At 45.7% G+C, this 26,975-nt stretch carries 22 protein-coding genes; 17 read left to right on the plus strand and 5 right to left on the minus strand.

Annotated features, from left to right (window positions below):
* Nucleotides 1-184 precede the first annotated feature (184 nt).
* The 3 genes from putA to putP all read left to right on the plus strand — a co-directional run bounded on the left by putA (nucleotide 185) and on the right by putP (nucleotide 5,573).
* Entirely contained in the window at nucleotides 185-3,298 is a 3,114-nt protein-coding gene (putA, locus tag QWZ04_RS10730; protein WP_290327808.1) for a bifunctional proline dehydrogenase/L-glutamate gamma-semialdehyde dehydrogenase PutA, read from the plus strand.
* 11 nt (nucleotides 3,299-3,309) lie between these two features.
* A complete protein-coding gene (locus QWZ04_RS10735; RefSeq protein ID WP_290327810.1) occupies nucleotides 3,310-4,008 on the plus strand; it encodes a 1-pyrroline-5-carboxylate dehydrogenase in 699 nt (232 codons plus the stop codon).
* 74 nt (nucleotides 4,009-4,082) lie between these two features.
* Nucleotides 4,083-5,573, plus strand: coding sequence for a sodium/proline symporter PutP (gene putP, locus QWZ04_RS10740; RefSeq protein WP_290327812.1), 1,491 nt, complete (start codon nucleotides 4,083-4,085; stop codon nucleotides 5,571-5,573).
* A 119-nt stretch (nucleotides 5,574-5,692) separates the two neighbouring features.
* On the opposite strand, the gene QWZ04_RS10745 is transcribed toward putP, so the two are convergent.
* Complete coding sequence (locus QWZ04_RS10745) at nucleotides 5,693-6,397, minus strand: tRNA (adenine(22)-N(1))-methyltransferase (protein ID WP_290327814.1); 705 nt, start codon at nucleotides 6,395-6,397, stop codon at nucleotides 5,693-5,695.
* Nucleotides 6,398-6,566: 169 nt separating this feature from the next.
* Between QWZ04_RS10745 and QWZ04_RS10750 the strand changes: the two genes are divergently transcribed.
* From QWZ04_RS10750 to QWZ04_RS10760, 3 genes are all read left to right on the plus strand, one after another.
* Complete coding sequence (locus QWZ04_RS10750; protein WP_102524507.1) at nucleotides 6,567-7,154, plus strand: TetR/AcrR family transcriptional regulator; 588 nt, start codon at nucleotides 6,567-6,569, stop codon at nucleotides 7,152-7,154.
* A gap of 121 nt (nucleotides 7,155-7,275) precedes the next feature.
* On the plus strand, nucleotides 7,276-8,307 hold the full coding sequence (curA, locus tag QWZ04_RS10755; RefSeq protein WP_290327819.1) for an NADPH-dependent curcumin/dihydrocurcumin reductase: 1,032 nt from the start codon (nucleotides 7,276-7,278) through the stop codon (nucleotides 8,305-8,307).
* 11 nt (nucleotides 8,308-8,318) lie between these two features.
* On the plus strand, nucleotides 8,319-8,936 hold the full coding sequence (locus QWZ04_RS10760; RefSeq protein WP_290327821.1) for a glutathione S-transferase family protein: 618 nt from the start codon (nucleotides 8,319-8,321) through the stop codon (nucleotides 8,934-8,936).
* A 53-nt stretch (nucleotides 8,937-8,989) separates the two neighbouring features.
* On the opposite strand, the gene QWZ04_RS10765 is transcribed toward QWZ04_RS10760, so the two are convergent.
* Nucleotides 8,990-10,021, minus strand: coding sequence for an AraC family transcriptional regulator (locus QWZ04_RS10765; protein ID WP_290327823.1), 1,032 nt, complete (start codon nucleotides 10,019-10,021; stop codon nucleotides 8,990-8,992).
* A gap of 148 nt (nucleotides 10,022-10,169) precedes the next feature.
* Between QWZ04_RS10765 and QWZ04_RS10770 the strand changes: the two genes are divergently transcribed.
* Together QWZ04_RS10770 and QWZ04_RS10775 are read left to right on the plus strand one after the other, a co-directional pair.
* Complete coding sequence (locus QWZ04_RS10770) at nucleotides 10,170-11,183, plus strand: DUF2804 domain-containing protein (protein ID WP_290327825.1); 1,014 nt, start codon at nucleotides 10,170-10,172, stop codon at nucleotides 11,181-11,183.
* Between the two features lie 19 nt (nucleotides 11,184-11,202).
* On the plus strand, nucleotides 11,203-12,057 hold the full coding sequence (locus QWZ04_RS10775) for a sterol desaturase family protein (protein ID WP_290327827.1): 855 nt from the start codon (nucleotides 11,203-11,205) through the stop codon (nucleotides 12,055-12,057).
* Between the two features lie 38 nt (nucleotides 12,058-12,095).
* Here the strand turns inward: QWZ04_RS10775 and QWZ04_RS10780 are convergent, their stop codons facing one another.
* The 3 genes from QWZ04_RS10780 to QWZ04_RS10790 are packed head-to-tail and all read right to left on the minus strand — an operon-like array spanning nucleotide 12,096 to nucleotide 14,956.
* Complete coding sequence (locus QWZ04_RS10780; protein WP_102524501.1) at nucleotides 12,096-12,392, minus strand: PAAR domain-containing protein; 297 nt, start codon at nucleotides 12,390-12,392, stop codon at nucleotides 12,096-12,098.
* A gap of 9 nt (nucleotides 12,393-12,401) precedes the next feature.
* Nucleotides 12,402-12,965, minus strand: coding sequence for a DUF6931 family protein (locus tag QWZ04_RS10785; protein ID WP_290327831.1), 564 nt, complete (start codon nucleotides 12,963-12,965; stop codon nucleotides 12,402-12,404).
* Nucleotides 12,965-14,956 (minus strand): type VI secretion system Vgr family protein, encoded by a 1,992-nt coding sequence (locus QWZ04_RS10790; RefSeq protein ID WP_290327833.1) that lies wholly within the window; start codon nucleotides 14,954-14,956, stop codon nucleotides 12,965-12,967. The genes QWZ04_RS10785 and QWZ04_RS10790 overlap by 1 nt, the downstream gene beginning before the upstream one ends.
* A 787-nt stretch (nucleotides 14,957-15,743) precedes the next feature.
* Here QWZ04_RS10790 and QWZ04_RS10795 point away from each other — a divergent pair.
* The 9 genes from QWZ04_RS10795 (at nucleotide 15,744) to tssH (ending at nucleotide 26,960) form a co-directional block, all read left to right on the plus strand.
* Entirely contained in the window at nucleotides 15,744-17,132 is a 1,389-nt protein-coding gene (locus QWZ04_RS10795) for a type VI secretion system protein TssA (protein WP_290327835.1), read from the plus strand.
* A 31-nt stretch (nucleotides 17,133-17,163) separates the two neighbouring features.
* Nucleotides 17,164-17,682, plus strand: a complete 519-nt coding sequence (locus QWZ04_RS10800; protein ID WP_290327837.1) for an Hcp family type VI secretion system effector — start codon at nucleotides 17,164-17,166, stop codon at nucleotides 17,680-17,682.
* Between the two features lie 75 nt (nucleotides 17,683-17,757).
* The gene (tssB, locus tag QWZ04_RS10805; protein WP_102524496.1) at nucleotides 17,758-18,267 is read left to right on the plus strand and encodes a type VI secretion system contractile sheath small subunit; all 510 of its coding nucleotides are present in this window, start codon (nucleotides 17,758-17,760) and stop codon (nucleotides 18,265-18,267) included.
* Entirely contained in the window at nucleotides 18,267-19,748 is a 1,482-nt protein-coding gene (gene tssC / locus QWZ04_RS10810) for a type VI secretion system contractile sheath large subunit (protein ID WP_102524495.1), read from the plus strand. Before tssB ends, tssC begins: the two co-directional genes overlap by 1 nt.
* A gap of 75 nt (nucleotides 19,749-19,823) precedes the next feature.
* Complete coding sequence (locus QWZ04_RS10815; RefSeq protein WP_290327841.1) at nucleotides 19,824-21,185, plus strand: type VI secretion system contractile sheath domain-containing protein; 1,362 nt, start codon at nucleotides 19,824-19,826, stop codon at nucleotides 21,183-21,185.
* On the plus strand, nucleotides 21,182-21,604 hold the full coding sequence (locus QWZ04_RS10820; protein ID WP_290327843.1) for a GPW/gp25 family protein: 423 nt from the start codon (nucleotides 21,182-21,184) through the stop codon (nucleotides 21,602-21,604). Before QWZ04_RS10815 ends, QWZ04_RS10820 begins: the two co-directional genes overlap by 4 nt.
* Nucleotides 21,597-23,378: a type VI secretion system baseplate subunit TssF gene (gene tssF, locus QWZ04_RS10825; RefSeq protein ID WP_290327844.1), complete on the plus strand. Its 1,782-nt coding sequence runs from the start codon at nucleotides 21,597-21,599 to the stop codon at nucleotides 23,376-23,378. Before QWZ04_RS10820 ends, tssF begins: the two co-directional genes overlap by 8 nt.
* The gene (locus tag QWZ04_RS10830; RefSeq protein ID WP_290327847.1) at nucleotides 23,360-24,346 is read left to right on the plus strand and encodes a type VI secretion system baseplate subunit TssG; all 987 of its coding nucleotides are present in this window, start codon (nucleotides 23,360-23,362) and stop codon (nucleotides 24,344-24,346) included. The genes tssF and QWZ04_RS10830 overlap by 19 nt, the downstream gene beginning before the upstream one ends.
* 1 nt (nucleotide 24,347) lies before the next feature.
* Nucleotides 24,348-26,960, plus strand: a complete 2,613-nt coding sequence (gene tssH, locus QWZ04_RS10835; RefSeq protein WP_290327849.1) for a type VI secretion system ATPase TssH — start codon at nucleotides 24,348-24,350, stop codon at nucleotides 26,958-26,960.
* The last annotated feature ends 15 nt before the right edge of the window (nucleotides 26,961-26,975 follow it).

Genomic DNA, 26,975 nt, shown 5'->3' on the forward strand with positions numbered 1-26,975 from the left:
TTGCACTTAATTTAAGTGTGGTTAATAAATATAATGTGATCATGTTTTGCTTTTGTTAATTATCCGACTTTTTATCAAAAAACTCGGAGTTTTTGACAAGTATCTCTCTCAAGCTCAAAATACACTGCTAGCCATTGAGGAAGAACCCGACATTTTGTTCGGGTCTTGAGATTGAGGAAAACGCATGTTTACAGCAACAGATGTGTTGAAGCCGGAGTTTGTCGAGCAGCCGCTTGATGAGCTTTGGTCGTTGATCTCACCATTATATATGGTGGATGAAACCCAATGGCTAGAGCAACTCCTGCCTTTAGCCAAGCCTACCGATGCCGAGAAACTGGCGACGCAGCAAAAGACAACCGCTTTGATTGAAGCGATTCGCGCTGACAAGACGTCGATTCAAATGATTGATGCGTTGCTGCTTGAATACAGCTTAGATACTCACGAAGGTATTTTGCTTATGTGTCTTGCGGAAGCCTTGATGCGTATTCCTGATGCAGCCACCGCCGATGCTCTGATCCGAGACAAACTGACGGTAGCCGATTGGAAGTCTCACTTAAAGAATTCTGATTCTGTTTTTGTTAATGCCTCAACGTGGGGATTAATGCTAACAGGTAAAGTAGTGGGCCTTAAAGATTCAAAAACCAACAGCTCTACTCAAGCCATTAATGGTTTAGTGAACAAGCTGTCGGAGCCTGTTATACGTAACGCGATGCATCAGGCAATGAAGATCATGGGGCATCAATTTGTTCTTGGTCGCAGCATTGCAGAAGCTCAGAAAAATGGCGCTAAGATGCGCGATAAAGGCTTTACCTATTCCTATGACATGCTGGGTGAAGCAGCTTTAACCGAAGCAGACGCGAATAAGTACTTTAAAGATTACATCATGGCGATTGAAGCGGTAGGCCGTGAACCTAATGGTTCTGGTCCATCACCGTCTGTGTCTATCAAATTATCCGCTTTGCACCCGCGCTATGAGGTGGCTAATCAAGAACGTGTGATGGGCGAGATGTTTGAAAGCCTAAGCAGTTTGTTGGTACGTGCACGTGAATTGGATGTGCCAATTACGATTGATGCGGAAGAAGCCGATCGTTTAGAGCTGTCTTTAAAACTGTTTGAAAAACTGTATAACAGCGAAACAGTAAAAGGCTGGGGAAAGTTTGGCCTTGTGATTCAAGCGTACTCAAAACGGGCTTTACCGGTACTCACATGGCTTACTGCTGTGGCTAAGCAGCAGGGTGACCCTATTCCATTGCGCTTGGTTAAAGGGGCGTATTGGGACAGCGAAGTAAAATGGTCTCAGCAAGCTGGGTACGACGACTATCCTGTTTATACACGTAAAGAATCGACCGATGTGGCTTACCTTGCCTGCGCACGTTTCTTACTAAGCCCACAAGTGCGTGGCAATATCTACCCTCAGTTTGCGAGTCACAACGCCCATACTGTTACCGCCGTTGCGGTGATGGCTTCGCACAGTGATTACGAATTCCAACGCTTACATGGTATGGGTGACTCGTTATATAACCATGCAATGGAAGCGTATCAGCAGCCAGTGCGAATTTATGCGCCAGTGGGTAGTCATAAAGATTTACTGCCTTATTTGGTTCGTCGTTTATTGGAAAATGGCGCAAACAGCTCGTTTGTTCACCGTTTGGTGGATGCACGTTGCCCAGTTGAAAGCCTGACTCACCATCCGGTGGATTCGCTATTGGCGTTTGAAACCATCAACAACACCAAGATACCTTTACCCCCTGCTATTTTTCCTGAGCGTAAAAATGCTATCGGGGTGAACGTTGACGTCGCGAGCGAAGCTTTGCCTTTTGAAGCCAAAGTAGATGCTTGGATGAAGCATGAGTGGCAAGCGGCGCCAATTTTAAATGGTGTAAACCAGTTCGAAAGCATGATCAAGGCGGATCATACTTCGGTTAAGGTGACTGCTCCTTATGATCGCCGGATTTCAGTGGGTCAGGTTGCAATGGCTAACCTTGATCATGTTTCCGAGGCGATCGATCTTGCTCAAAACAGTGTCGCTGGTTGGCAAGCGCTATCTGCTGGCGAACGCGGTCAGTATCTCCTTGATTTTGCAGATGTCCTTGAGAAACACTTAGCTGAGCTGGTGGCTCTGTGCCATTTAGAAGCGGGCAAAACCATCCATGACAGTATTGATGAAGTGCGAGAAGCGGTCGATTTTTGTCGTTATTACGCGCATCAAGCGTTAGAACTTACTCCTCAGCCAGTAAAAGGATTCGATGATGTGACTCGTGAGATCACCCGTCAAGGCCGTGGCGTGTTTGTTTGTATTAGCCCTTGGAACTTCCCACTGGCGATCTTCTTAGGCCAAATTACAGCCGCATTAGTGACCGGTAATACCGTTGTGGCAAAACCGGCTGAGCAAACTAGCCTAATGGCCGCACGCGCCGTTGAAATGATGCTAGAAGCGGGCTTCCCTGCTGGTGTTATCCAATTACTTCCGGGTATTGGTGCAGAAATAGGTGGCGCGCTCAGTGTTCATCCAGCCATTGCTGGCGTGGTGTTTACAGGCTCAACCGCAACCGCACAGAGAATCAACTCGACGTTGGCAAGCCGCGGCAGTATGCCGGTTCCGTTTATCGCTGAAACTGGCGGTCAAAATGCCATGATTGTCGACAGCACGGCTTTGCCTGAGCAGGTCGTACGTGATGTCATTCGTTCTGCTTTTGCGTCTGCCGGGCAGCGCTGTTCGGCATTGCGTGTCTTGTATGTTCAAGAAGACATCGCTGAGCGAATTATCAACCTAATTCAAGGCGCGATGGCTCAACTTGACGTGGGGCTGCCTCATTTACATAAAACGGATGTGGGCCCTGTGATTGATACAGCGGCTAAACAAGGCTTGCTTGATCATATTGAACACATGACTTCTACCCAAAAGCTCATTACTCAAACGGCATTGCCTGATGGTTGTGAGCACGGTGACTTTGTTCCACCAACGGCGTTTGAAATTGACAGTATCGCGGCGTTAAGCAAAGAGCATTTTGGCCCAATTTTGCATGTTGTTCGCTTTAAGGCGAATGAAATTGCCAAAGTGGTCGATGAGATTAACCAAACAGGTTTTGGTTTGACTATGGGTGTCCACAGCCGTAACGAAACGACCTACCGCTGGATTGAAAAACATGTCCGTGTTGGTAACTGCTACATCAACCGAGACCAAGTCGGTGCGGTTGTTGGCGTACAGCCATTTGGTGGTCAAGGCCTTTCGGGCACAGGCCCTAAAGCGGGTGGTCCGCACTATTTATTCCGATTTACTCAACCGGTTTATGCATAAGGAGAAGCATTATGGTTCATCAAGTTACGTGTTTTTCTGATGCCTACTCAGCGTGGGAAAATTGGAACATAACCGGTTATCAACAACGCAGTGATGCTGTGATGGCACTTAAAAATGAAGTCGCGCTTCATGATGTGTCACTCGCTAAGGTGATGACCTTTCATTTGGAACAAGGGGATGCCATTTTATCTCCTTGCCATTTAATGCCAGGTCCAACTGGCGAAACGAATGAACTTTACATCGCAGGACGCGGAGTGAGTTTATTAATTCAAGATGAAATAGGCCAGCAGGCGCAACAAGCGTTAATTGCACAATTGACGTGTAGCTTATTGGCCGGCAATAGCGTCGTGGTCGCAAGCGACGATGAAGAGCTTATTGCTTTACTTAGCAGTGCATCTGTAGGGGCAACGTTGCCAACCAATTCGGTTCAAGTTGTGCCAGTAGATGCAGCGCAAAGCTTATTGGAGTGCGATGTGCGCTGCGTAGGTTTTGTGGGGGGCGAGGGTGAGGCAATTAACTTAAATCGCAGTTTGTCACAACGGAGTGGCGCGATTGTTTCGTTTATCAGTGAGACCGATTTGGTGGGGCTACCTACCGCTTTAGATACGGTTCTCGCTTTGCGCTTTGTTACAGAACGAACGCGCACCATCAATATTACGGCAGTAGGCGGTAATGCAACCTTGCTAGAGCTTGGGAGCGACGGCCACTGACCATCTTTCTAAAAGCCTCCGCTTACGGGCGGAGGTTCACGGAAGAGCCATTATTATAAAATGAGGAGAAAACCATGATCGAGAATAGCTTTGCTATTACCGGTACTTTTATTGCGTACTTAATCGGTATGCTAGCGATCGGCGTGATTGCTTATAAGCGTACATCAAGTTCAAGTGACTACTTTTTGGGTGGTCGTTCATTAGGTCCATGGCCTGCGGCTTTGTCTGCTGGCGCATCAGATATGAGTGGCTGGTTGCTACTTGGGCTACCAGGTTATGCTTATGCGGCAGGCTTTGAGGCATTTTGGTTAGCGGGTGGCCTATTAATTGGTACTTGGGCAAACTGGTTTATTAATGCCAAAAGACTGCGTACCTACAGTATCACGACGGATGCTTTGACTCTGCCAGAGTTCTTGTCGCGTCGATTCCAAGATAATTCGAAATTGATTCAAACGATTTCTGCGTTCTTTATCCTTTTATTTTTCCTCTTTTATACCAGCTCAGGTTTGGTAGCAGGCGGAAAATTGTTTGAAACGGTATTTGGTCTTGATTATAGCGTCGCCGTAGTGATAGGCACGGTCTGTGTCGTATCTTATACGCTATTTGGTGGTTTCCTTGCGGTATCTTGGACCGATTTAGTACAAGGTCTACTGATGTCAGCGGCGCTGCTGATTGTCCCATTGGCGGCGATGGACGGTGGTTTTGGCCAGTTAACATCGGATCTCAGCGCGATTAACCCAGAGCTACTCACGTTGTGGAATGACACGAAAGGTGAGCCACTTACCGCTATTGCGATTATTTCACTTGCGGCGTGGGGCCTAGGTTATTTCGGTCAGCCACATATCTTGGCGCGTTTTAAAGCGACTCGTAGCAACAAAGATTTGACGACGGCTCGCCGTATCGCGGTGATCTGGACCGGTCTTTCTATGTTTGGTGCCATGCTAGTCGGCCTAGTTGGTTTAATTTACACAACCAAAACCGGTGGCGAGATTGCTGATGGAGAGAAAATCTTCATGCTGCTTGTTAACGCGATGTTCCACCCAGTAATTGCAGGTATTTTGCTTGCTGCTATCTTAGCGGCCATTATGAGTACGGCAGATAGCCAATTATTGGTTTCTTCATCGGCATTAGCAGAAGACTTCTACAAACAAGTATTCAATAAAGATGCGAGCCAACAGCAAGTTGTTATGGTTGGCCGTGTTGCGGTTATTGGCTTGTCACTGGTTGCGTTGTTTCTTGCTATGAACCCTGATAGTTCAGTTCTTGGTTTGGTTTCTTACGCTTGGGCTGGCTTCGGTGCTGCGTTTGGTCCTGCTATTGTTCTAAGCCTATACTGGTCTGGTATGAACCGTAATGGTGCACTTGCTGGTATTGTTATTGGTGGTATTACCATCGTGGTTTGGAAGCAACTGACAGGCGGTTGGTTTGATGTGTACGAAATCGTACCGGGCATCATCTTCTCGACAATTGCAATCATTGTTGTAAGTAAGATCAGCGGTGAACCAAGCGACGAGGTGAAATCTCAACACGAAGCATTTGAAAAGAACTTGGTTGAACTGGACTAATCAGTGTTAACTGCGATTTTTGAATGATTGAAAGCGGCTTATTAAGCCGCTTTTTTTATACAGAGTGAATTGTTATACAGAGTGAATTGTTATATAGAGTGAATTGTTATATAGAGTGATTATAGTTCCGATATGCTGACTTGCTGGTAAGCGTGCAAAATGGGCTCGATGTCTTGCTTTTTCCCTGCCATCATTCGTTGGTAATGTGCGAGAGTAGTGGCAAGGTAGCGTGTTGCTACACGGCGTTGCTCTAACGATTCGGTTTGCCAGATTTGCTCACCAACAGCGCTTATTTTCGGTAGGTGTGGGTCTTGTTTCAGAGCCTTTGTAACGAATAAAATTTCGTAGATCCGACGATTCTCTTCTACCAGTACTTCCTTTTTCAATCGTAAATCTAATTTGTTTAATGCGTGCCTTAATGTGTGATTGTGGTGAACAGGGCAAAGTAGGAAATCGAGTTCAATATCGGGATTGTTCAGTGTGATTTCTTGAACCAAATGCGTCATGAGATCACCGCCAACGCCTGCAATGATAATAAGCTGCTTTCCTTGCTTGCTCGCAACAGGAATTTTGGTGACGTCCAGGCAGTAAGTCTGCCAATGAGGGGCTTCCTGTTTTACCATCAATTGGTTGAGTTTATTGGTTAACTCTTCGATCAGGTTAGGGACGATGTCAACAAAATGGACCATTTTAGCTGCTTTTCGAGTCAGTAAAGCGCCTCCCAGTTGACCGTGATCGCAACAGCAATCCCAGATGTGCTGGTAACCAGACTCTACCATGGCTTCAATTTTTTTTAGTCGTTTGCCCAGTTTACGTTCTTTCATTGGCTCATGATCACTTGCTCTGTAAGGCGCGCATTGTAGTCTTTTTCCGATCTCAAAGACAGACAGCAATAAGTTGATGGTGGGCGTTACGTTAACTCTGGGTAAGGCCAAATAACGGCCACAATAATTATCACTAGACGACTGGTCTAATTTTGGTTACAGTTGGCTTATGAATACAAAAATCAACGATACACGCCAGCATATATTGGATGTCGGCTACCAGCTTGTGGTAGCAAAAGGCTTTACCAGTGTTGGTTTGTCTGAACTATTAAAAACCGCTGATGTACCCAAAGGGTCTTTCTATCACTACTTTAAATCGAAAGAGCAATTTGGTGAGGCGTTAATTGAAGACTACTTTCATCAATACTTAGAACGCATTAATGGTGTTTTAGTATTGGGAGACGGTAATGGTCGTGAGCGTCTACTTGCGTATTTTGGCCGTTGGTTGAATATTGAGAATGGCAGCTGCAATGCTCATAAGTGCTTAGTGGTAAAACTCAGCGCCGAAGTGTCAGACTTGTCGCCAACGATGCGAGAGTCTTTACTATTGGGTGCCAATAAAGTGATATCGACCATTAGTCAGTGCTTAGAAAGTGGCATTGAGGATGGTTCAATTAAAGCCTTAGACAGTGAGTCAATGGCCGCCACCATTTATCACTTATGGTTAGGGGCAAGCTTAATGAGTAAGTTGAACCAAAATCAAACCGGCTTAGAGCAAGCCTTGGTGACAACCAAGCACTTTTTGTCCGATAAGTAGCTCAACTAGATAACAAACATAATCCCCGCTGTTTAATACGGCGGGATTTTTTGAAATGAACACTAGACGACTGGTCTAATTTTATGAAGATTGGTCAATAACGACATAAAGGAATAATCCAATGACTCAAGCTACTAACCGTCGCGTTGTACTGGCTTCTCGCCCTGTTGGCGCGCCCACTCAAGCTGATTTTCGCATTGAACAAGCTGAAATTCCAAGTATTGCTGACGGCGAAATGTTACTTAAAAGCATCTATTTGTCGTTAGACCCATATATGCGTGGTCGCATGAGCGCTGCCAAATCTTATGCCGATCCAGTGGAGCTTGATGACGTTATGGTTGGCGCTACAGTGTGTCAGGTGGAAGCGTCGAATAATGCTGACTTTCCAGTAGGCGAATGGGTGTTAGCTTACACAGGTTGGCAGGACTATGGGGTATCAAATGGAGAAGGTTTAATTAAGCTCGGTCAGAATCCTGCTCATCCATCGTTCGCACTGGGCATCATGGGCATGCCTGGGTTTACCGCTTACATGGGGCTGCTTGATATTGGTGCTCCTAAAGCAGGTGAAACATTGGTAGTTGCTGCGGCGACTGGCGCAGTAGGCGCAACAGTAGGTCAAATTGGTAAGTTAAAAGGCTGCCGTGTAGTCGGCGTTGCTGGTGGCGAAGAAAAATGCCGTTACGCAAAAGAGGTACTGGGCTTTGATGAGTGTATTGACCATAAAGCAGAAGACTTTGCCGAGCAATTGGCGGCCGCTTGTGACAACGGCATCGATGTTTATTTTGAGAACGTAGGCGGTAAAGTGTTTGATGCGGTTCTACCGCTATTGAATACGGCGGCTCGCGTGCCACTGTGTGGTTTGATTTCTCAATACAATGCAACAGCATTACCTGAAGGCCCTGATCGTATGTCTGCTCTGATGGGCGCTTTGTTGGTAAAACGCATCAAGATGCAAGGCTTCATCATTTTTGATGATTACGCGCATCGTTACAACGAGTTCGCAGAAGAGATGGGTGCATGGCTTGCACAAGGTAAGATGCAATACCGAGAGCACCTAGTCGATGGTTTAGAGCAAGCACCAGAAGCCTTTATGGGTCTACTAGAAGGCAAAAACTTCGGCAAGCTCGTTATTCAAGTGAACCAACCAAAATAAGGACAACGGCAATGATTACTTTACACCATTTAAATAAATCTCGTTCTAAACGCATTATTTGGTTGTTGGAAGAGCTTGAGCTAGATTACCAAATTACGCCATACCAAAGAGACAATGTTACTTTTCTTGCGCCACCTGAGTTAAAGAGCGTGCATCCTTTGGGTAAGTCACCCGTGCTTGAAGATGGTGACCTAGTGGTGACGGAGTCGGGGGCAATTACCGAATACCTGATCGACAAATACGGCAAGGGAGCGTTATCACCAGAGCGTGGAACGCGAGCGTATACTGAATATTCACAATGGCTGCACTTTGCGGAAAGTTCGGCGATGTTACCGCTGCTATTAAAATTGTTTGTTACTAAAGATGGTTGTGAAACTAACTTTTTAGCGGACTACGCGGATGCTGAGACCATGAAAGTATTGAGTTACTTTGACCAAAGCTTAGTGGGTAAAACCTACTTGGTAGAAGACACGCTCTCAGGGGCGGATATCATGATGTCATTCATTGTCGAGAACCTGGTCAACAATGGCTCTATTGAGCATTTCGCTAATTTAAAACGTTACGCTGAGCAACTCGCTACCCACGATGCTTTTCATAAAGCAGACGCTGTAGAGCTCAAGTACGCTTAATCTCTGTATTTGGGATGACAAAAGCCAGTGAGTATCTATACTCGCTGGCTTTTTTAACTGTCCCCACGAAACTGTTGCGGAGTCATACCGGTCCAACGCTTAAACCATCGACGAAAGTTGGCGGTATCACTGTACCCCAGCCGAAACGCCATCTCTTCTATCGTCAACTTAGTCTGGATTAAAAACTCTTTGGCGATATCAGCACGCACTTCACTAACTAGATTCTGATAGCTCGTTTGATTCTGCTCAAGCTTTCTTCTCAATGTGCGCGGCGAGCAACCGAACTGAACGGCGATCGCCTCTATCGAAGGGAAATCACCAGTACTCGTGTATAAGATCGCCTTAATTTGATTCGTCAGTAGATAAGGAGATTGCAACGCGGCCATAACCGACTCACATGACTGAAGGTAGTTATTCAGCATATCCGCGTTATGAGTTTTAAGGGGCATCGACAGCTGTGAAGAATCTAAACTAAGCTTAAGGCTTGTTGCTTCAAATTGGGTGCGACAACCAAACCGTTCATTGTACTTCTGGCTGTAATCCGTTTTAGGGTAAGGAACAGTCAATGAGCGAACGGCAAGAACTTCACCCGTTAGCTCTTCGAATAAAGAGGCAATGGCACTATAAAAATACTCGCTACAGAACGGCAGCAAATCACCGATATCTAGCACATTTTCCAGCACAATCGCCGCAGTTTGAGCGTCCTTTATAACTTTAACTGAAAAAACCGGCCCATTGAGATTAAGGTATTTAAACCCCGTGGTTATGGCCTGTTCTACAGTTCGGCTACTCAATATCGCATAGCCTAAAATGCCGAAGTGACTTAGCTTTGCTCTCTCTCCCACTAGCAAGCCAACGCCCAAACCCTGAAAGTGACGATTTATATTGCGAAATAGCATCAATTTATCGGCATAAGTCATTTGAGCGCTTTCAGCCTGCCAATCTAGCTTCCCGAACCCAATTTCCTGCAACATAGCGGTAGGTTTAAATCCAAGGCCCTCAACCGCCTCTAACAACAAGGCGATATCCATTACTCCCAATTGATGGCGATAGTCTGTAGACCGGTATTCAGCGACAACTTCCATCGTAAAGGCACCCTATTTTTTTGCTTTCCATACAGGCCCATTCAGCCATGTTCGTGATCGCCAATCACTTTATGTCCGATAATGACCTGATATTTATGCCTAGATTAGATCAAACTGACGTAAGTGTTAACTATTTGTAAAGAAAATTATGACTTCTACACGTCCTGCTCCTGAGAGTTTAATTTCGATAGACGGTAAGCCTGTCTATGGTCACTTCGATGGCATTCCAGAAAACATTAACGCCCAGAGGTTTGACTACAGAGATTGTATGGATAAGAGTGCAGGCAAGCTGGCTAAATATTTCCACTATAAACAGTTTCAGTTTGTGAGCTTAAGAACCGAGCGATACCTCATCGGTGTTGCCATTGCCGACATCCGTTATCTGGGCTCTTCATTTTGTTACGTCTACGATATAGAAAATGATGGCCTCATCGAGAAGACTTGGCTAAGGCCGCTGTCCTTTGGTAAGAAAATGGCAAGTTCTTCCTATTCTGGGGATAGCCATATTGTTCAAAACAAACTGCATTTTGAAATCAAACAAGGCCTTTGGCGCGTACAAGCAAACTGCAAGCACCTAGAGCTAGACGTTCACTTACAACCAAGCGATGGAAGCATGCCATTGTCAGTCTGTACGCCTACCGCATACTCAGGCTGGACGTACACCCAAAAACATAACGCGCTTTCAGTAAAGGGCTCGCTAAAGGTGGATGATGTCGTTATTGAACTGGAAGATGCCTTGGCAGGCTACGACTTCTCAGCAGGCTATATGCGCCGTGAGACAAGTTGGAGATGGGCAAGTATTAGCACTCAAATTGACGGCAGCCTATTGGGCCTAAACTTGGCCGCAGGCGTTAACGAAACCGGGAGCTGCGAAAATGCGTTGTGGGTAGATGGCCGTAGGCACTTACTTAATTCTGTCCACTTTACCTTCGATCGTGACCATATCGAGCAAGATTGGCACATCCACTCAGAGGATGGTCGACTCGATCTTCATTTTACTCCAGTCAACAAACGCAGCGAAAAACTCAACTTACTGCTACTTAAGAGCAACTTTCGCCAATTTATCGGTCACTTTAGTGGTTTTATTATCGACACTGATGGGGCAAAGCACGAGCTGAGCAACGTACTAGGGCTAACAGAAGATCACTTCGCCAAGTGGTAACTCTTTTTCGGAGATAAGAATGGAATTTCAAACAATTATTGATCATCCAGAGTGGCTGCTTATGCTGCTTGCCCCACTGTTTGTCGGTTTGATGTTAGCAGAGTACTTTATTGGCCAAAGACGGGGCAAACTGCCAGAAAATTCAGCCTATAAATTGCCCGAAGTGTTATGCAACTTCTCGCTAGCGGGAATGCATCAACTTGCGGATCTACTGACTGGGCTACTCATCGTAAAACTCTATATGTGGCTATTTGGTTGGAAGCTATTAGAGATCGAAATGAACGTGACTTCGTTTATCACTCTACTCATTTTACAAGACTTCTGCTATTACTGGTTTCATCGGGCAAGTCATAGAATACGCTGGATGTGGGCCGCTCATGTCGCCCATCACAGTTCAGAGCGAATGAACTTTAGCACCGCATTCCGTCAAAGCTTAATGTATCCAATTGCGGGAATGTGGCTATTTTGGGTACCTCTGGTCATCTTGGGATTTGAGCCGAAATGGGTGATTTTTGCGGTACTACTCAACCTAGGTTTGCAGTTCTTTGTCCACACGCAGTGGGTTCGCTCATTAGGTTTAATTGAGCTAGTTTTTAATACGCCATCTCACCATAGAGTGCATCATGGGAAAAACCCGCAATATATCGACAAAAACTACGCTGGTGTCCTGATCATTTGGGACAAAATCTTCGGTACCTTCGCACCAGAAGTTGAGGCAGTACGCTACGGAATTACTAAGCCAGTACACAGTTATAACCCGATTACCGTAACCTTCTCTGAGTGGCGAGATATGTTCCAAGCTGCGCAAGACAAGCGCTTATCGCTAAAGCAACAAATCGGCATATTTCTCTCGCCACCGAACGATAAAGAGTGACCAAATTCATATATGGTGAAGGCGAGATAGGGAAGATATTATCCACCAATGAGTACCGTAGGCATTCCCATAATGATCGTGCCACCATGAGCGGTAAGATCGCCCATACGAGCTGCTGGTTTATTATTGATAAGTACCGTCGCACTGCCTTTTACAACACTATCTGGAGGTCCGACACACACGCACATTTGGCCTAAGGTTGCGGCCGGAAGGTTGCCAATAAGCACAGTACTTGGCATTGGTAATAATGGGCCGCCTACGTGTGGAATGGGAACGATTGCCGGAGTTTGCATCGGGCACATATGCATGTCGGTGGCTCGAGCTGCTGGTAACATAGTATTATCCTAAATTTCCCCGTTTCCGCCTTGGGCGATGTTAAAACCAATGTCGAAATAGCTTTTGTAACGTTGCTTTGCCTCTTCACCATCAGGCAAAACAGCGGTGAGGTTAATGCTTCCTGCGACGGCTTGTGCATACAAATAGGCAGGAGGCGGAACAATCGGATCTTTCGGGCTGGTCATACTGCCGCCACTCCAAAACGCCGCTTGTGCTACCCAGCCAGCGCCAGTATCCAGTGTGGCACTTTCTGCCATCGACTCTGCAAATCGGCGACTGGTTTCATCCGGAGTATGAACCCAGGCTTTGGCCGCACGAATGGCATCTAACTCTTGTTCGTTCCAATCTTGACGTTGGCTGGCACAGCAACTGGCCCACCAAATCGCTTCTCTGACGGGCATTCCGTGTGCAAGGTAAGTAATGGCATCCGCGTAAAGTTCTTCACCGATTGCCAATTGAATCAATTCGTAAGGTGACATGCCGTCGGTTGCGAGTTGGCAGATTTCGTTGTTAGCGTCATAGAATGAGAAGATCTGCTTTGCATTTTCATAAGGGATTTTTATTAACTTCATTAGTTTACCTTTGCAATTGCCCCTTGAATTTGAACCATCGCACCCGCTTTAACCTGAGTCATGGCACTTCCATTAATACTCACCATCGCGGCTTTAACGTCCGCTTTTCCTTGCCCTTCAACGGTCACCATTGCGGCTTTCATTTCTGCTTTGGCTTTTCCGCTTATCGAAACCTGAGGCGCATCTATTTTTATACCACTGGCGCTGATTTCAATTTTACTTGCGCCAACTTTGAGTTCTATTTTGCTCTTGCCCGTAATTGAGATGCTGCTTCCGTCGACTTTTACGGCAGATTTTGCAGTAATCGAGGCGTTGGACCCGGCATCTAGGTTAATGTTTTTGTCGCTTGCTGCCGAGAGATCATCTTTTGCATTGGTGGTCAGAGTTTTTTCACTCTTAACGGTGAACGCTTCTTTGCTGGATACATCGAGTGTTTTTTCAACTTGTGTGAGCGCCTTGCCCTTAATTGTTGATGTTGAATCGTTATTTACATCGAGCAACCAGTCTTTTTCTGCGTGCAAAAAGACCTGCTCTTTGTCTTTTTGATCTTCAAAGCGTAATTCGTTGCCTTGCTTACTGCTGCCTTTCGGCGTCGAGCGAGTTTTTATTCCTGCTTGAGTCGCTGAGGAGTAGGGCGTGCTATTGGCTTTATTGTAAATTGAACCGACGACAATTGGCCTATCTGGATTGGCGTCTATGTATTGAACCAGTACTTCATCACCAATTCGTGGAATGAATTGCATACCAAACCCTTTACTGGCCGCGCCTTGCGATACGGGCAACCAACATGAACAGTTTTCGTCTGGCTTTCCGTCTCGGTCCCAGTGAAAGTGAACTTTAATACGGCCAACTTTGTCTCGGTAGATCTCTTCCCCTTTGGGGCCGGTGACGGTCGCAGTATGGATACCATTAGCATGGGGTTTATCAATGACATCTGGGCGAAACGGTGTTGCGTAACTAACGGCTTGAAAGTGGTTGTTATAGTGGGTTTGTTGGCTCGATTCATCACACGTTACCGAATGAACAATCTTGATGATGAAGTAATCTTGATTGAATGATGCAACCGGGTGATCGCTTAATTTGAAGCGCTTGCCACAGGCTAAAGCACTGATAGAGGACTTAGACGTTACGGTGCTTTGCAGGGCATCGTGGGCTTCCATTTGGATCTTCGCAGCTTTGCGAATGACACTTTTGTCACCAAACCCTTGGCCGTAGCGATAGTCTTCCAACGATTTGATTGTGTCGTCTGCTGCGCTTTTTCGTTCACCACTATCAAAGACGTCAGCCAATTCTTGGCTATGATCCGCTAGACATAATTTTGAGGTCGTGATTTGAGCTTTATGCTGCCAATGATTCAGGACTCTTTCTGGATCTAGAAGGCCACTTTGAAAGGCGATAGTACTGCGCTCAATCGCCTTAAATGATTGGTTGGAATCAGCAATAGTGACGATAGGTTTGCTATCACTGTGTTCGACATGATAGTGCCAGCCTTCAGCAGAAAGTAAACGTTGCATAAACGCAAGATCACTCTCGTCAAGTTGCACGCAATATTCGTGTTTTTGACCATTACCAGAAATAGCAAGTTTGAAATAGCTTTTGAAGTCAGAATCACCGATAACTTTTTCGATAATTTGCTTAGTTGTCAGATTTTGGAATATCTGGCGATTACGGCGATATGCTAATAGTGATAGCGGGTCAACTGCTTGCACTTGGTAGAAATAGAGAGATTTCTCTTCACTATGACTCATCAACTCAATACTGGAAACAAGGCCTAAAAACTGGCGAGTTTCGCTGGCTTGTTTATAGCGTATGCAAAGAGGTTTACCTAGAGGTTTGCTCGAAATTTGGTTGTTAGATGCAATAGTAAAAGACATGGTTACACCGTGAGAGAGGCGTTCTTCGCACTCTAGGTGTGTCACGATATAAGTTTTACCGTCTGACAGTTTGGCTGTGAGCGGGCGAGTCTCATTCTTTATTTCACTATTTGGCATAACCACCGCGTTCTTTAATAAATAACAATACCTCTAAAGTGGGTTTTAAAGGTATATACTAGATGTAAGTAATAACATAGTAGAGCATTCAAGGAAGAAAAATTAAACAATGAACAAATGTCATGTAATGACTTCCATATTTATTGTGTTTATCTCTGTGTGTATTATTAACCTCGCCTTTTTATAATTACTTTAGTGGAAAGTAAAGTAATTATTTGTCCTATGTTTGTCATAGTAAAATAGAGTAAAAACACTAAATTAGAAAATTTGGAACATATATATATTTAACAAATGGGCATAATTAATTTCAGTGCAATTAAGTTCATTTGTTCTTGGTTCGCTAAGATACCTATCTGGTAAGATGAGAAATATTTGGTTACATTTGCAATCGTTTGCTGTTCTTATTAATCAATGATTTGCGGTTTTTTAGCGAATCATGATATATATTTAGGTACGATGTGGCATTTATATAAATACAGAATCGGGTCTTTTTTTTTAGTAGTTCAAAAGATATAATTTATAACATTCGATTAATGTTAAGTTATTTTTAGTCCTCATATTTAGCTAGATTAACTCTAATTTAGCACCATCTAAATTTGTAGGTCCTTATTTAAATTATTCCTATTTGTTTGGATTCAGTATCACAGAATTTACAGTTGTATTGGCGTTTATTTAGGCAGGGTTTAATATCTTCTTGGGTTCGACGGGCTCCCTAGAGCTTTTGTTGATCTCTGTACCTTTAATTTTCTTATTGCTCAAGTAAGTATTCACTACAAGATTATCGCGTATGTTGTTCAGTAAAAAATATATATCGGAGCTAATGTCTCCAATTCAAGATGATGCCGTGTGTGGCGTTTACTTAAAGTCTGACAAAGGCGCGTTTCGTCCTCTTCGCAATGAATTTAATGTTGCGCAAACTTCTATGCGTAAATTAAGCCAAAATCCAAGTGCAGAAGAACGTGAAATACTACAAGAGCAGAATCACGAAAATTGGCAACAATTATCGCAATCTCTGTTGAAGCAGTTTCAAACGGTGACTCGCGATATTGAACTGGTGAGTTGGTTCATGGCGTCACAAGTGGTGCTTGATGAACAACTCGACGCTCTGTCAAATACCTTAGTTTGGTTGGGCGATCTCGTCGAGCAACAGTGGGATGCGCTTAACCCAGTATTACCGGAAAGTAAGCTTAAGAGTGACGGTGAAGCAGGTCGCGCTGCGGAGCAATATGAAGCCAAAGTGAAGGCGTTTTTTCAGCTCTTGGGTGACAGTGAAGAGAGCAGCTTGCTTTATGCGCCGATGCTCTTTCAGCCGTTGGTAGGCGATATTTCTTTTTACGACTACCAGAGTGCAGAACGTAAAGGGGAGTTGAATCAACTTAAGCAACAAGCCAGCGCGCACGTCGGACACGAGCGAGCGCAAATTAATCAAAAGCTGAATAACTTAACACTGTGTCTGGAGCAAATAGGGCGGTTAGCTGGGTTAACGCGTGAGAAAGCGAATTCTCTTGGAGTGGCCAGTCCGAATTTCAATTTTGTTAAAGGGCTGATGACTAAGTATAGCGCGGCACTTCAGCAGTTAACCGGCGTTAAGGTTGAATTGAAAGCCGTTGCCTCTGCTTCTGCTCCTGAAACTCAAGATCAAGCCTTGGAATCGAGCCACGTTGAACAGCCTGAATCAAGTGGAATTAACCAAACCGTTGCTTCTTCGGTTGAAGCCGCAGCGCCCATGACATTAGGGACAGGTAACCTGTCCCAGACAGCCAAAACTAACAGCATGAATCGTGATGTGGCGTTTCATCTGTTACGCGAAATATCCGATTATTTCCGCCAAAGTGAGCCGCATAGTCCGGTGTCATTTTTGCTCGAAAAAGCCATTCGCTGGGGCTACCTGCCGTTGCCTGAATTATTGCAAGACATGATGGCAGAGCAACAAGGTGATCAGCTTAACCAAATTTTTAATGCCGCAGGGCTCAATCACCTCGATCAGGTTTTGCTGCCGGATGTAGAGATTGTCGCGACCGACATTAAAAACAATTCAACACCAGTGGCTCCGGTTATTGAACCGGAACCCGTCAGTGTTGAACGACAAGTATCAGAGTCTTCCACTGCTGATACTCCATTAAAACAACAAAGTGAAAAACCATCACCATCAGGCTCAACAGCCCTTCGTTGGTGATCCTCTTTTTTGCAAATAAGGAAGAATAAATATGGCAAGTATTTACATGCGTATTGAAGGCGTCGACGTTAAAGGTGGCGCAACAGTTGAAGGCCTAGAAGGCAACAGTTGGTTTGCTATCTCTTCTTACTCTTGGGGCGGTGTGCGCAACGTTGCAATGGATATCGGTAATGGTAACAACGCCGATGCAGGCATGGTGGCTTTAAGCGAAGTTAATATCGCAAAACAAGTGGATGGTGCGTCTGAAGATCTGCTTTCTTACCTATTTAACCCTGGTAAAGAAGGCAAGACTGTAGAAATCGCGTTCACTAAACCAGAATCTGACGGTTCTGGCGCGAAATTGTACTTCCAAGTGAAGCTATCTAAAGCACGTCTTGTTTCTTACAACGTAAGCGGCAGCGACGGCTCTCAACCATTCGAAAGCATTTCTTTGTCTTACGTAGAGATTTCTCAGAAACATAACTACGAACTAGAAGGCGGCGAAATCAAAGACGGCGGAATCGTCACTTACAACCTACCTCAAGGTAAGTTGCTGTCTGGCTCTAAATAATCCGCACAGTGAGGTACTTCGTTTTGGCGAAGTGCCTTTTTTACAACGATGCAATTTCTTAATTAGGACACATCTATGGCATTGAATTCACAACATAAGCGCGTCAGCAAAAACCGCGTGAGCATCACTTACGATGTAGAAACCAACGGCGCAGTTGAAACCAAAGAGTTGCCATTCGTCGTAGGCGTTATTGGTGATTTTTCTGGTCACAAACCAGAATCTGACAAAGTGGACTTGGAAGAGCGTGAATTTACAGGCATCGATAAAGATAACTTCGACACTGTAATGAGCCAAGTTAACCCAACCCTTTCTTACAAAGTTGATAACAAGCTGGCGAATGATGACAGCCAATTTGAAGTCAACATGAACTTTAGCTCAATGAAAGACTTTCACCCTGAAAACGTGGTTGAGCAAATCGATCCGCTGAAGCAATTGGTAGAGACACGCAACCAGTTGAAAGTTCTGCTGAGTAAAGCAGACCGCTCACGCGATTTGGAACGTTTGCTAAAAGAAGTCTTACAAAGTGCTGATGCTATTCAAGGTTTAGCCGATGAGCTTGGCTTGAAAAAAGAGGGAGCTGAATAATGTCTACTGAGCAACTAACTGCTACCGAAGGTGCTGTAGAAGCGCAAGCATCGTTGAGCGTTTTAGATCGCGCGATCACTGCAACGGCACAAACGCCGGTGGATACAACTAAAGAATTATTGAGCATTCTGACGTCGCAAGCGTTGGAAGGCACAGTCACATGGGATAAAAACTTAACCCTAACAATCGAGAAAGCCATTAGTGCACTGGACAGTAAAATTTCAGAGCAACTGTCTTCTGTCATGAAAAACAGTGACTTCCAAAAGCTGGAAGGCACATGGTTAGGTCTACAGAAGCTTGTTAAAAATAGTGAGCTTGGCCCGGATTTGAAGATTAAGTTGGCCGATTACACCAAAGACGAATTGCTAGAGCAGTTTGAAGATGCGCCAGCAATCGATCGTAGCCGTTTCTTCACTATGGTTTACCAAGAAGAGTTTGGTACTGCTGGTGGTCAACCGTACGGTGCGCTTATCGGTGATTACGAATTTGGTTACGGCGACGAAGACGTGGCTCTGCTACGTTACATGGGTGAAGTGGCTTCGGCTTCTCATGCTCCATTTGTTGCGGCTGCTAATGCAAGCATGTTTGATTTCAATTCCTTTGCAACTTTTGCTGATGGCAAACCTGTAGCAGCTGGTTTTGATTCGCCTGCGTATGCGAGTTGGAATGCGTTCCGAGAAAGTGATGACTCACGTTACGTGGCGTTAACGCTGCCAAAAACCATTGCTCGCTTGCCTTATGGTTCTGAGACCGTGCAAGTGAAGTCGTTTGATTTTGAGGAGCTGAAAACACGTGAAAACGGTCAGCAAATCGTTGAATCTGATCAAGACTTTGTTTGGAGCAACGCGGCATACGAGTTCGGTTTACTGCTGACTCAAGCGTATACCCAATTTGGCTGGTGTACGGCGATTCGTGGTACTGAAAATGGCGGTAAGGTTGAGAATTTATCTAACTTTACTTACTACTCGAATGCTGGCGATTTGCTGCAGCAATGCCCGACAGAAGTGAATCTAACTGATGAGCGTGAAAAAGAGCTCAGCGACCTTGGTTTCCTACCATTGGTTCACTACAAGAATACCAACTACGCCGTATTTATGGGCGCTCAAACGACCCATAAACCAAAGACCTATACAGACCCTGACGCGACTGCGAACGCAGCGATTTCAGCGCGCTTGCCTTACACCATGGCAAGCAGCCGTATTGCTCAGTTCTTGAAAGTGATGGGACGTGACCGTATCGGTTCAAACCTAGATCCAAACGACGTAGAAAAAGACCTAAATACTTGGATTCATCAATACGTTAACCCGAACGCAATTGGCAACGAAGCGAAAGCTCGTCACCCACTTGTTGAAGCGAAGGTAACCGTAGAAGAGCAAGCCGGACGACCGGGTGCCTATTCTGCAGTCGCGTATTTACGCCCTTGGTTGCAAATGGAAGAGCTCAGCACTTCCTTGCGCATGGTAGCGAACATCCCAGGTTAATTTAATTCGGGGGCGACAGTCCCCGAATTTTTTCCGACGATGTGTACCGTTAAACGGCTTTGATTTGGACACTGCATGATAACTCAATCTCGAATAGCAATGATTTCCCCTGCACTTGCCAAGCTCGCTTGGCATGAGTTATTGCCGCTTGCAAAAGAGAATGAGAGTGTCCAATTCAAAGCACTTTTAACCCAACTGATCGTTCAGCTAGATCAAACGATCAGTGAACAATTATCTGAAGTCATGCAACACAACGACTTTAAGCAACTTGAAGCGAGTTGGTCAGGGCTGCAAATGTTGACTGAGCTGCCCGTGTCACAGCGACGAGTCAAAGTGAAAGCACTTGACCTAAGCTGGGACATGGTTTCAAACGATCTCAACTATTCGTTCGACATAAAGCAAACTGCTTTGTTTAAAAAGCTTTATTCCAACGAGTTTGACACGGCGGGTGGCACACCATTTGGCTTGGTGCTGGTTGATCACAAAGTCAGCTCAGATTACAGCGATGAGCAAGATCATGATGATCTTTATACCTTGCAGTTGTTATCAGAGCTAGGTGAGCGTGCGTTATGCCCAATGGTACTTGGCCTCGATGAGTTTTTCTTCGGTGATGACCCAAATCGCCAACTGCACGACAGCGCGAGAATTAAACGGATTCTAGACAGCCGAGACTTCCGATCTTGGCAACTATTACGTGAAAAAACCTCTGCTCGTTTTCTTCACTTGGTGATGCCTGAGTTTCTTATGCGCCAGCCATACCGTCAGTACACTGCGGGGTTTATCTATAACCAAGCAAATGATCGTGACCATGCCTTGTGGGGTAACAGTGGCTACTTACTGGCCGCGAATGTGATTCGAGAGTTTGACCGGATCAGCTGGTTTGGGTTTTTGCGTTCGTATAACGAAACCGGTTCTTACGGCGCAATTGTTGATGGTTCTACATCGCTTACTGCAAAAGTCGACCTGTACAGCGAAGAAGATGGTTTTTGGGCCGAGCAAGGTTTTGTTCCTTTGAGCAGCTTATACCTTACAGAGCAGAAAGGTTTCTTTAGTAATCAGTCTGTGTGGCAGGCCCCTAATGAAGCGGCTCGTATGTTGGGGATGTTACAAACCAACTTAATGGCGTGCCGATTTGGTCACTACATCAAAGCGCAAATTCGCGACCAAATTGGTCGTTACGACAGTGCTTCTGATTGTAAGCGCTCGCTTGAAAACTGGCTCCAACATTATATCAGCGAAGTGGATTATGGTGAGGACTCCGTTATGGCTCGCTATCCATTAAAGGCGTGCCAAGTGAGCATAGAACAAGACACTCATGATCCGACTCGTTATCTCTGTCAGATCATGCTTCAACCTCAATATCAGTACGAAATGATGGATGCGCAAGTGGTGCTGACTACCTCTGTCTCGAATCAAGAAGTGGGGGAAAGCGCATGAGCCTTATGGCCAAACTCACGCAGACCTGGCGTGAAGATATGGACGCTCAACGTGACGCCATTATTGAAAATGTATGTGGTTTGATTTCCAGCCGTGCCCCTATTTGGGCAACAGAAGCCAATGACCAAGCATTGAAGAATACCATTGTGAATATTGGTCTGCGTAACGTGACACGTTCACAAAGTAAATCGAACAGCGATGTGATCGTGGCTGATATTGCTGATCTGATCGCACGTTTTGAGCCTCGCTTGATTCAAGTGGAAATTGACGTCGATGAAGATTCTTATCAACACAATCAATTGAAGTTTCGCCTCGCCGCTGTCATGCACTCCAATTTAGGGGATGAAGCGATTGTACTGGATTCCTTTTTGGACTTTGGCCGTAACAAACTAGATGTAAGGAAATCGAACCTTGTCTGATACTTTGCTTTCCTATTTCGAACAAGAGCTGCGTTTCATTCGTGATGAAGCGTCGCAGTTCGCTGCCCGTCATCCTGGTGCGGCCAATTCTCTTGGGATCAACCAAGATGGGATTGATGACCCCCAAGTTACGCGATTGATAGAAAGCGTGGCGCTGCTTAATGGCAAGCTTCAACAGCGTCTAGATGAGTCGTTTCCTGAGCTCACAGAAAGCCTGATTCGTTTACTGTTTCCTCATTATTTACGCCCCATTCCGTCGTACAGCTTGCTTGATTTTGTTGTCAATGAAGATGCGAACGCGACGCACCAGATCCCAGTCGGTACTGAGTTCGAATTACGTGATGAACAAGGTGAAAGTGCGATTTTTCGTACCACTGAAAACGTTGCTTTGTACCCACTAAAAATTGAAAAAGTGAACGTTGCGTTTGCCCCATTCGAATTTGCGAAACCTCGTGGTGCCGAACATGCCAAAGCTTTGATAGAAATTACTATTTCAGCCATCGACCCGGGTGTTGAGTTATCTGAACTTGATATTGATGGCCTTAAAGTACACCTAAAGGGTGACAGTAGTTTTGCTTTGCGATTGTACGACCTGTTGTCACAAGGCACCGTTCAAGTGTGCGTGGCGAGTGAAGGCTCTCGATCTGAATTAGGTCGAGACGCGATGCAACCCGTCGGCTTCGACGTTGACGACACCATATTACCGTATCAAGCAGCCAGCTTTGGTGGCTTCAAGTTATTGACTGAATTCTTCATGTTTTCAGAACGTTTTAACGGATTCCGATTTGATTTCTCTGATGCTTTGAAAGGAGTTCGCGGCCATCAATTTAAGCTGCAACTGTTCATTGATGAATTGAGTGTCGACTTGGCGAGAACCTTGAGCGAAGAACACTTTTGCCTGTTTACCACCCCGATTGTTAACTTGCATCAAGCGGTGTCTGATCCTGTCGAAATTGACTTCTTTAAGAAGCACTATCCTATCGTGCTTGATGCGAGCCAAGATCATGACTTAGAGCTGTTTTCAGTTGATGACGTTTTGGATGTAACCCAAGCTACCCCTGTCAGTATTGCCCAAGTTTATGGTGAGAAATTCTCGCCAAACCACTCGGGTTTGCGTTGGCAGCTGGTGCAAACATTGCACGAAAGTGGTGGGTTGGAGAGCAGCCTAAAAGTGGCAGACCTTGATCATATCAGTGCTCAAAGTGAGCCTCGTACTTGGTTGGTTAATGGCACGGTAAGTGACGGCATTAAAGCGGGCTATCTGCCGGTCACCAGTAAAGTGGAGTGCCGAGAGTCTTTGACCATTCCAGCAAAAATGGAATTGTTGCGTCGTCCATCTTTACCGATGCGCAGTAAAGACGCCAACAGAAATGTCTGGTCGTTGCTTTGCCATTTGCATTTTAACTACCACGCAATCTTGGGAACCGATGATCCTAAAGCCACATTAAAAAACGTGTTCGAGCTTTATAACCATAATCAGAGTTCGCAAAATCATGTGTACATCGAGTCGATAGTTGGTATCGATCAAGAGCAAGTCGTTGCTCCTATCCGCGTATCGGGCAAAACGTGTTTTGCTTATGGGACCAAAATTACCGTGACGCTTGATGGCAGCAACATTAACGGTGGCGTCACTTTGTTCAGCCATCTGCTTGACCGATTTTTCTCCTATTTTGCCGGCTTTAATAGCTTTACTCAGGTTGAAATTAAACTTGAAGGACAAGATGGCCAGTTCATGACCTTCCCAAGGAGAGCTGGATGCAAAAGTCTGCTTTAGAGCGCCTAGCGACGGGTCAATTTCATGTGGAACTCGATAAAGCGTGGCAGATGTTCAAGCATCGCGCGGAGCATCGTGGCATTCGTCCTAAATTACGCTTTAGTGCGGAATCTCTTCCTGCGCATTATCAAACACAAGTGACCAGTGTCTCGAGCGATAGCCAAGGCCACTACGTAATGAAAACACCATTGATGGCGTTAGCGGGCAGTCGCGGCGTTATGCCTCGTACTATGTACCGTCAGGCTTTGAGCGCCCAGTTTGATCTTGGTGACGAGGCGGCACTGGACTTTTTCGATAGCTTTAATAATCGCTATTTTCGTTTGTATTGTCAGACAGAGCTTAAGCACGACCTATGCAGCCAGTTAGAAGAAGAAACCTTCAGTTGGAATCAGCATAAACAGTCTGTGACCACCATGTTGTCGAGCTTTGGTGGTCAACATGAAGCCAACGACGTAGTACCAAAATCACACTTGATTCAGTACAGCGGCTTGTTGGGATTAAAGCTAACTTGCCCTCATGCGTTAAAGCACCTGCTAGAGGATTATTTTGGCGCGCAGTTCGTGATTGAACCGAGCGGCCTTGAATATCAGCCATTAACTCCATGTTCTCTGACCCAATTAGGGGGGCGTGGCCAAAACCGCCAGCTCGGAATGGGCGCATTGTTGGGCAAACATGCGCCAATGGTTGGCCAAAAACTCAATATCAAATTGTGCCCAAAGAACTACCGTCATTATCTGAGTATTCGAAGTGACCAAAAGATGATTCGAGCGATAGAGCACCTAGTAAGAAGTTACATGGGAATCAACATTAAATACAAATTGTACATGAAAGTAGATAGTCGTTATTTACCGCGCGTTAAGCTCGCGAGTAGTGCTGAAAGCGGCCTGAAAGTCGGTCAATCTGCTTGGATGAATAGTCGTACCAATCAACAGCAATTCGTAGAAATGCCACTAACCGCGAGTGAATAAAATGATCAATATTGAATTACAAAGCCTAGTAACTCGGCTAACCCCAAACCTAAAGTCGTCGTTGGAATCTGCAGCTGGCGAGTGCGTGAATCGTGGTCATTTTGCCATAGAGTTAGAGCACTGGTTCATTCAATTGCTGCAAAACTCATCCATGGGTTGGCATCAAGCATTACAGCAAGCTGGTGTGGCACCGCAAGGGCTAATCGAGCAACTGAATAATCACTTGGCGGGGCTTGCACAGGGTAATAATACATCGCCATCGTTATCCCCTTCTTTAGTTGAACTGTTAAAAGACGCATGGATGATCGCCTCGCTTAACCATAAGCAACTGTCGGTCAACGAATATCATCTTCTCATGGTGCTTAAGCAGAGAATCGAACAAGGCGCATACAACGGCGCACTCTCTCATTGGCTTAACGCTTTGTCATCTGAATGGTTACGCTCTCAATCGTTGGCAAATACTGCTCCCAGTGCACAGAAACCGACTTCCCCGAGCATGGTCAATAGCGAGTTCGTCGATGGCAATACGCCAGCACTGGACAAATACTCGCAAAACCTGACGCAGAGCGCTCGTAACGGTGAGCTTGACCCTATTTCTGGACGTGGTGACGAAGTCCGTAAAGCGGTGGACATTCTGTGTCGCCGTCGTCAAAACAGCCCTATTTTAGTGGGCGACCCGGGTGTGGGTAAAACGGCGATTGTAGAAGGTCTTGCACAGCAAATTGTTGATGGCAATGTGCCTCCTGCGCTTGCCAACGTCGAGCTACGTAGTTTGGACTTATCCGCTTTGCAAGCGGGCGCAAGTATTAAGGGCGAGTTCGAAAACCGTCTTAAAGACGTCATCAACGAGATCAAACAGTCGTCGACGCCAATCATCATGTTTATCGATGAAGCTCACACCCTGATCGGTGCTGGCGGCGCCGCTGGACAAAACGATGCCGCCAATATCTTAAAACCGGCATTGGCGCGTGGCGAGTTCCGTTCTATCGCGGCAACAACGTGGGCAGAATATAAGCAGTATTTTGAGTCAGACGCAGCGTTGACCCGACGTTTTCAAGTCGTTTCTATTGGTGAGCCAAGTGAAGAAGACGCGGTTCACATGTTACGCGGCGTGAAAAAAAGCCTAGAAAAACATCACAGCGTTAAAGTGATGCAAGAAGCGATTGATGCTGCTGTCGCGCTTTCTGTACGTTACCTGCCTGAGCGTAAGCTACCTGATAAGGCCATCAGCTTACTTGATACGGCGTGTTCTCGCATTGGCCTGAGTCAAAGCGCGGCGCCGCGCCAGTTGGAAGCCATTGCTGAGCAAATCCGTTACGTTGAAAACGAAATCGAGACGCTCAATCACGAAGCGGCACTTTGGTCGATTGATGACGTACGTCGTGACACTGTTGAGCAAAAACTGTCGGCATTGCAAAGCGAGCATCAAGCGATTGAGCTGCGTTGGGAGCAAGAGAAGTCGTTAGTGAACGAGATCATCGAGCTTCAAACTCAGTTGGATGCTTTGTTTGTCGCAGGGGAAGATCTAAAGCAAAACCCGGAAAAAGCGCTGCTTAAAAGCAAGATGAATGCGCTGCGCGAAATGCAAGGTGAACAACCTTTGGTGTTACCACAAGTCAATCAGCAAACCGTGGCTGAAGTGATCTCGCTTTGGACTGGGATACCGGTTGGTAACATGCTCAAACAGGAAGTTGAGCGTCTAATGCACCTTGAAAATCACATCGGTGAACGAGTCATTGGGCAAATCACGCCGATTGCCGAAATCTCGCAAGCTATTCGCATGGCACGAGCTGGGTTAATGGATCCACGTAAACCGGTGGGCGTATTCCTGATGTGTGGCCCAAGTGGTGTTGGTAAAACGGAAACCGCCTTGGCTTTGACTGATCTGCTTTATGGTGGCGAGCGTAACATTACCACCATCAACATGACTGAGTTTAAAGAGCAGCACAAAGTCTCGATGCTATTGGGGTCGCCTGCAGGTTACGTGGGTTATGGCAAGGGCGGCGTGCTGACAGAAGCCGTGCGTCGGAACCCTTATTCGGTGCTATTACTGGATGAGATGGAAAAAGCACACCCAGGTGTCCACGATATCTTCTACCAAATCTTTGATAAAGGCTCGATTTCCGATAGCGAAGGGCGTGAGATAGATTTTCGCAACACCATCATCATTATGACATCCAATGCGGCAGACAGCGCGGTGGTGAACGCCTGTGCGACGGGCCGTCCGGCGATTCCTGATCTGACTCAAGCCATTTTTCCAGAGCTACAACAGTTCTTCAAACCTGCGTTTTTGGGGCGCGCGACCATAGTGCCATATTTCCCATTGAATGATGAAGAGATGGGAAAAATTGCGCAATTGTCGCTACGCCGAATCGAAAAACGTGTGAAATCGCATTATGGCGCGACTTTCCAGTATGACCCACAAGTGGTGGATCTTTTGGTCAGCCTTAACCTGTCGCCAGAAACGGGTGCGCGTGCGATTGAGCAATTGATCAACCGACAATTGATGCCTGAATTGGCGAACAAATGCATCGTTCGTATGAGTATGTCTCAGCCCATTCATTCAGTTTCTGTTTCTGTGCAACAGGGCCGGTTTGTTATTGATATCAGCTAATTAAATACCTTATCG

The sequence above is a fragment of the Vibrio tapetis subsp. quintayensis genome (assembly GCF_030409945.1).
GTDB lineage: Bacteria > Pseudomonadota > Gammaproteobacteria > Enterobacterales > Vibrionaceae > Vibrio > Vibrio quintayensis.